Raw genomic sequence first — 4,942 nt, 5'->3', positions numbered from 1 at the left:
TCTTCTGAGGAAAGGAAGCTTTTACTAAGCATGGTTGTAACATTTTTGGACATTGAATAATTCCAGTATAACGCATTTTAAATGCTTGTCAGCTTACCTAAAAATAACGCTCCTCGTCAAAGAGGAGCGTTTAATTTTGGTGGAGGACTAGATACAGACCCCAAATCCTCAAGCTACCCCGACGAGCTCGCGGAGACGATGGACTACCGGCTGTTCGCGCCATCGCCGAGTCGGTACGGGCACCGGTTCGGGTTTAATTATTACAGCCCGAGGAATGGGCGGGACGATCGGTTCCCAGGATTCTTCTAGGATCTGGCGTTGAAAGTTGCGGTCAAAGTTAATCCGGGGTTGTCCCCGCCGTTGCCAGCAACGCAAGATTTGTTGGATGGATAAAACTTTATAGCGGCCCTGATGCACCGCCTCGACCACGGCTAGAATCGGCCAAGTTTCAGGAAACTCCTCAGACCAATCACACAACAGTTGGGATGTGGTGTCATCAAGGCCCTCAAAACCATAAGCCCCTAGCGTTTGCAGGAGATTAAGCTCACCGGAAGTATACGTTGTTAGCTGAACCATAGCCGCCCCACCACCCTCTACTTTGTCAGTCTGGTATGAGGTCCCAGAAGTCTGATTGTGTGCCAACCTAACATGAATTAAAGATTCTGGAACCGGGGCGGGGCGAAAAAATTTACAAAACTTTGTTACCTAGCTTACTTCTTGCAGGGAACCCGCGTTTACTTGGTAAACCTGGGCTGATTTAAGCCAGCCCCGCTCAAAACTCCCTAGGTGCGTCGTGGTCACAAATGTCTGGACCCGCTCACCAATCGTACCTAAAAGCTGGTTCTGGCGTTTGAGGTCAAGCTCGGCGAGGACATCATCCAGGAGGAGTAAGGGCGGTTGCTGGTTGACCTGTTCGAGGAGTTCTAGCTCCGCCAGTTTTAAGGCCAAAACTAAAGTCCGTTGCTGGCCCTGGGAACCGTAGAGTCGCGCCGGGGTCTCTCCCAAAATAAACTCCACTTCATCGCGGTGGGGTCCGACCAAGGAGAGGCCCTGGTAACGTTCGGCTGCCTGTTTTTGGGCGAGTTGTTCACGAAACTGTTGCTCGATTTGTAGAGGGTCGTCGCCCTGGTCGGGAATGCGACTCTGGTAACTCAGTTGGAGCGTCTCGTTACCACCACTGATCACGCTTTGCCAGTGGGTCGCGAGGGGAGCAAGTCGGGTAAGCAGGCGACGGCGGCGGCGGATGACACGGGTACCGTGGCGGGCCAGTTGTTCATCCCAGAGCGCGAGTTCGTGGTCGGGGACGGGGGGGATTTGCTTGAGTAAGCTGTTGCGTTGGTGCAGCACTTGTTGGTATTGGTCGCTCAGTTGCGCGTAAATAGGTTCGAGTTGGACCAGAATGCCATCCAGCCAAGACCGCCGTTGCTGGGGGTTGCCGCGCACGAGGTCGAGGTCCCAACTAGAGAAAAAAACTGTATTGAGTTGCCCGAGCAGGTTGCCGATGCGCGGTTGAGTGACGCCATTGAGGCGGGCGGTGCGGTGTCCGGTAGCCCGTAGGATGAGTTCCAGTTCCACCCGTCCCTCCCGGCGTTCGACTTGGGCCAAGACTCGGCCCTGGTCAGAACCTTGTTGGATGAGTTCGCGGTCGCGGTTGGCCCGTTGGCTGCGTCCGGTGGCGAGGAGTTGGAGAGCTTCAAGGAAGTTGGATTTGCCTTGAGCATTATCGCCGACGAGGATCAGTTTAGGTTGCTCAAAGGTGATGCTCTGGTCCAAATAGTTACGAAACTGGGTCAGGTGGAGCGATTGCACAAACATCAGCCGCCCACCTTACGTATCCGATAGCCCAAGCTTTGCAGATAAATCGCCAGTCGGTCACGGTGGTCGCCTTGGATTTCGATGGTTCCTTCTTTATACGCACCGCCGCTGCCGCAGTGCTGCTTGACTTTCTGGGTGAGGGTCTTGAATTCGTTCTCGGTATGAACTAGGCCCTGAATGAGCGTTACGGTTTTCCCGCCCCGGCCCTTGCGCTCTAAGAGTAGACGGGCAGTCTGTTGGGCGGGAGTCGGCGGGGGGGCGGGGGGCGAGCAGGTGCAATGAATTAACCCGCAGGACGGGCAACGCTCCCCAAATTCCTGATAGACCAGCTTACCGGGTCGCACCGCTTCTCCTTTTTGCAATGATATAGTTGCCCCATGACTGAACCGCTGGCTGGGGTCTACCGGATTCGGACTCCCGAGAACATTGATCTCACGTTCCGTTTGGCGGGAGTGGGCGAACGGTTCCTTGCCTACTTGGTGGACTTTTTCATTAATACTTCTCTATTTATAACGCTCTGGCTGCTTTTGCTCTTGGTCGGGGTAGGGGGCCTTGATTTGAACGGGATTGGGACATTTTTGGGGAGTTGGCTAGGGGCAGTAATTTTCGCGCTGGCGGGTCTGCTCAATGTCGGCTACTACCTATATTTCGAGCTAGTTTGGCAGGGGCAGACCCCGGGGAAACGCTGGACGGGGTTGCGGGTTTTGCGCGATGACGGGCGGCCTTTAGATTTGCGGGGTAATTTGATTCGTAATCTAGTCCGATTAGTAGACCAGACTTTTGCGCTCGGACTGGTGGTCTTGGTCTTGCACCCCGAGGAGAAACGCCTGGGGGACTTGGCGGCGGGAACGATTGTAGTCAAGGAGGTCAATCCTGGGACCCTTACCCCACCGATTGTCGCAACCGATACCGCGATACTCAACTTGAATTTGCGCCGATTGAATCCCCAGGATTACTTTTGTTTAGAGGAATTTCTGTCGCGTCGTCTGAGTCTGGAGCCGCGTGCCCGCGTTGAACTAGCTCAGCGTTTGGCGCAACGGTATTTGGCGTTGGTGGGAGAGGCGGAGTTACCGGGGGGAATGGATGCGGAGGCTTTTTTGGTAGGGGTCTATGAGGGCTATCGCGGGGGAGGTTAGTTATTTCTCCGGTCCATAGAGCCAGCCAGCGAAAAGGTGCGTCAGCAATGGCATGACGACGTCAATGACCTATCTATTAAAAGACCCCAGTTCGATGAGGAACAGGCCCATGGTCTGCACCAACAGGTGCGGGAGCGCGACTATAGCCCGCCCCGCCGCGAAAAAATCCTTGAGTTTCAACAACATCAAGATTTCCCCATCTGTCCAACCCCAGAGGACCCCGATAGCTGCAACGTCTATAGGGACCTACAGTTTCCTGAACACATCTACGAAAATATCACCCACTACCACGAGCAAAAGTCCCACTGAAGGCCCACCCTATAATTAAGGGGCTAACACTGGGGTGAGACCTTGAAGTACGCATATTATCCGGGTTGTGTCGCTAAGGGAGCCTGTCAGGAATTACATGCTTCCACGACCTTGATCAGTCGGACCCTGGGCATTGAATTGGTGGAACTGGAGCGGGCCGCCTGTTGCGGTTCAGGGACGTTCAAAGAGACCGACGAATTCCTGGAAGATACCGTCAACGCCCGCAACATTGCCCTAGCGGAGGAAATGGGTCTGCCCCTGATGACTCAATGTAGTACCTGTCAAGGCGTCATTGGTCGGGTCAACGACAAACTCAAGGGCGATGCCGCGCAACGCGCCCGGGTCAACGAGGTTCTAGAGACCCAGGGCCATCACTACCAAGGCTCCATCGAAGTCAAACATCTGCTGTGGATCTTGATGGGGGACTACGGACTCGACCGACTCCAAGCCAAAGTCCGCCGTCCGCTCACGGGTCTCAAATGCGCTGCTTTCTATGGGTGTTATCTGTTGCGGGGTCAGACCGTAACTCGCTATGACCACCCCTATAACCCCACATCCTTAGAAAAAGTCTTCACTGCCCTTGGTGCGACCCCGGTCCTCTACGACGGACGGGTCCAGTGTTGCGGTTGGCCTATTGCCAGTTACGCCACCAAAGCCTCTTTCACCATGGCGGGTCGTCACCTCCTCGAAGCCCTAGAGAATGGCGCAGACTGCATGGTCACCCCCTGTCCCCTCTGCCATCTGAACCTGGATTCGCGTCAACCCGAAGTGGCGAAGGTCATCGGTCAAAAGTTGGGCCTACCTGTTCTGCACCTACCCCAATTAATCGGCTTGGCTCTGGGTCTGGACCCCGAAGCCTTGGGCTTAAACCGGCATATTGTCTCCACCAGCCCGGTCCTACAGGCTCTAGCTAAGTAGGTGTTATCATGACCTGACCTTGAGAAAATGTCATGAAGCATACACTCGCCGTCCTTGTCGAGGACGAATCCGGGGTCCTCTCGCGCATTGCCGGGATGTTCGCCCGTCGGGGTTTTAATATCGAGAGTCTGGCGGTCGGTCCCACGGCAACCAGGGGGGTCTCGCGGATCACGATGGTCGTGGCTGGGGATGAACGGGCGGTCGAGCAGATGACTAAACAACTCTATAAACTGATTAGCGTCCTCAAGGTCCACGACCTGACCGAAGTGCCCTGTGTGCAACGGGAACTCATGCTCGTCAAAGTGAATGCTACCCCCGCCACCCGCCGCGAGGTGATTGAGGTAGCGACGATCTTTCGGTCCTCCATTGTGGATATGTCCGAGGATTCCCTAACCATTCAAGTGGTAGGCGATCCCGGTAAGATGGTCGCGATTTTGCAGAATCTCAGTAAGTTCGGCGTCCGAGAGATGGCCCGGACCGGGAAATTAGCCTTGGTGCGCGAGTCTGGGGTCAATACTGAGTACCTCAACGCTCAGGACATTCCCCTGCGCGAGTTGGGCGTTTCCTAGGTCGGGTCCGGCTCTGAGCTATCCACCCAGGCCGCCAGCGCGATATCGCCGGTGACATTGACCACGGTGCGGCTCATATCGAGGATGCGGTCCACCCCGAGGATGATCCCAATGCCCTCAGCCGGTACACCCACGGTTTGCAGCACTAAGACAACCAAGGGCAAGGACCCCCCTGGTACCCCCGCCGTCCCAATC

At 55.5% G+C, this 4,942-nt stretch carries 8 protein-coding genes; 4 read left to right on the top strand and 4 right to left on the bottom strand.

The window, feature by feature from the left end; genetic code table 11:
- Positions 1-168: 168 nt before the first annotated feature.
- From HFM78_RS01985 to HFM78_RS01975, 3 genes are all read right to left on the bottom strand, one after another.
- Complete coding sequence (locus HFM78_RS01985; RefSeq protein ID WP_287127738.1) at positions 169-576, bottom strand: hypothetical protein; 408 nt, start codon at positions 574-576, stop codon at positions 169-171.
- Between the two features lie 129 nt (positions 577-705).
- On the bottom strand, positions 706-1,815 hold the full coding sequence (recF, locus tag HFM78_RS01980) for a DNA replication/repair protein RecF (protein ID WP_287127737.1): 1,110 nt from the start codon (positions 1,813-1,815) through the stop codon (positions 706-708).
- The gene (locus tag HFM78_RS01975) at positions 1,815-2,159 is read right to left on the bottom strand and encodes a translation initiation factor (RefSeq protein ID WP_287127736.1); all 345 of its coding nucleotides are present in this window, start codon (positions 2,157-2,159) and stop codon (positions 1,815-1,817) included. The genes recF and HFM78_RS01975 overlap by 1 nt, the downstream gene beginning before the upstream one ends.
- A gap of 33 nt (positions 2,160-2,192) precedes the next feature.
- On the opposite strand from HFM78_RS01975, the gene HFM78_RS01970 reads away from it, so the two are divergent.
- From HFM78_RS01970 to ilvN, 4 genes are read left to right on the top strand one after another with little or no spacing between them, the layout of a single operon-like run.
- Complete coding sequence (locus HFM78_RS01970) at positions 2,193-2,951, top strand: RDD family protein (RefSeq protein ID WP_287127735.1); 759 nt, start codon at positions 2,193-2,195, stop codon at positions 2,949-2,951.
- A gap of 36 nt (positions 2,952-2,987) precedes the next feature.
- Positions 2,988-3,260, top strand: a complete 273-nt coding sequence (locus tag HFM78_RS01965) for a hypothetical protein (RefSeq protein ID WP_287127734.1) — start codon at positions 2,988-2,990, stop codon at positions 3,258-3,260.
- A gap of 42 nt (positions 3,261-3,302) precedes the next feature.
- A complete protein-coding gene (locus HFM78_RS01960) occupies positions 3,303-4,178 on the top strand; it encodes a CoB--CoM heterodisulfide reductase iron-sulfur subunit B family protein (RefSeq protein ID WP_287127733.1) in 876 nt (291 codons plus the stop codon).
- Between the two features lie 32 nt (positions 4,179-4,210).
- Positions 4,211-4,747 carry an acetolactate synthase small subunit gene (ilvN, locus tag HFM78_RS01955; protein ID WP_287127732.1) on the top strand — a complete coding sequence of 179 codons (537 nt, stop codon included), beginning with the start codon at positions 4,211-4,213 and terminating at the stop codon, positions 4,745-4,747.
- On the opposite strand, the gene HFM78_RS01950 is transcribed toward ilvN, so the two are convergent.
- Positions 4,744-4,942, bottom strand: a 199-nt coding sequence (locus tag HFM78_RS01950) for a cation:dicarboxylate symporter family transporter (protein ID WP_287127731.1), incomplete at its 5' end; no start/stop codon positions are given. The two genes, ilvN and HFM78_RS01950, sit on opposite strands and share 4 nt — an antisense overlap.

The sequence above is a fragment of the Candidatus Cyanaurora vandensis genome, from assembly GCF_013285555.1.
GTDB lineage: Bacteria > Cyanobacteriota > Cyanobacteriia > Gloeobacterales > Anthocerotibacteraceae > Cyanaurora > Cyanaurora vandensis.
The sequence above is the reverse complement of the archived record's forward strand: the minus strand, read 5'-3'. Positions and strand labels throughout refer to the sequence as shown.